General features: G+C 70.6%; 1 protein-coding gene. It reads right to left on the reverse strand.

The genetic code is table 11. The features are described from left to right. Positions 1 to 879, reverse strand: an 879-nt coding sequence (locus ABZ860_RS42845; protein WP_357232631.1) for a GH25 family lysozyme, incomplete at its 3' end; no start/stop codon positions are given. Positions 880 to 1,073 lie beyond the last annotated feature (194 nt).

A 1,073-nucleotide genomic window follows, 5' to 3' on the forward strand; every position in this document is an offset into this window, starting at 1 on the left:
GTTGCCGCCGACGCCGAGCCCCAGGACGTCGGTCCTGCCGTCACCGTCGAAATCCACCAACCGCCCCGCCTGCGGATCGACCACCGGCCGGACGTGACTGGCGAGCGCGTCCAGCTGTGCCTGCGTGCCGTTGAAGACGTTCAGGGTCACGTTGCTGGTCGGGACTCCCGGGACGGAGCCTGTGTCGGCGTACTGCCACATCAGCCAGCTGCTCCAGCCGGGCGGCACCGCGGGGCTGGTGTGACCGCTGACGTAGTCGGCCACCTGCAGGCCGTAGGAGGCGAAGGCGGTGGTGCTGCCCATGCAGCCGGTCATGAAGCTCCTGGCGGTGTAGATCCACGGCTTGACGCCGAACGCCGCCTGCACCTTGTCCAGCCAGGTCTGGACGAACGAGACGCTGGTGTAGGGAGGGCAGGAGCTGGTGCCGTCGTCGGTCCACTCCAGGTCCAGGATCGGCGGCAGCTCGCCGGGCCGGTGCCCGGTGTAGCCGGCCGCGCGAGCGGTGTCGATGAAGAAGTCCGCCTGGGCGGCGGCGTTGGAGCTGGTGCCGGTCAGATAGTGGTACGGCGCGGTGGCGATGCCCTGCGCCAGGGAGGCGGCCAGGTCGCCGCTGAAGTAGGAGTTGGTCTTGTTGGTCCCTCGGGTCACCTTCAAGGTCGCGAACGTGACGCCCGACTGGCGGATCTGGGCCCAGTTCACCGACGCCCCGTTCGGGTGCTGGTACTCGGTGACGTCCACGCCCTTCACCGGGTACGTGCCCGCCGGAGGGCTGGCGTTCGCGGCGGCCGGCTGCGCGAGCAGTCCGGCGAGCCCTGCGGCGACGACGGCTCCGGCCGCGAGCCGGCCGGCCCATCTGGCGCGTGCGTGTATGACGGTCATCTTCTGCTCCGAGGTGGTAAGAGATCGAGGACCCCTGGCCGGCCGCACCGATCCGGTGCGGTCGGCGGGCGGCGTGGTCAGCGAGCGGTCGCGTTGATCACTGCGCGGTGGGGATGTGGGAGAAGGTGCTCCACTGGTCGCCGAGGCTGGTGTAGGGGGCCAGGGAGGGGGTGGCGCCGGTGGTGGTGTTGCGC

The organism is Microbispora sp. NPDC046973 (assembly GCF_040644495.1).
GTDB lineage: Bacteria > Actinomycetota > Actinomycetes > Streptosporangiales > Streptosporangiaceae > Microbispora.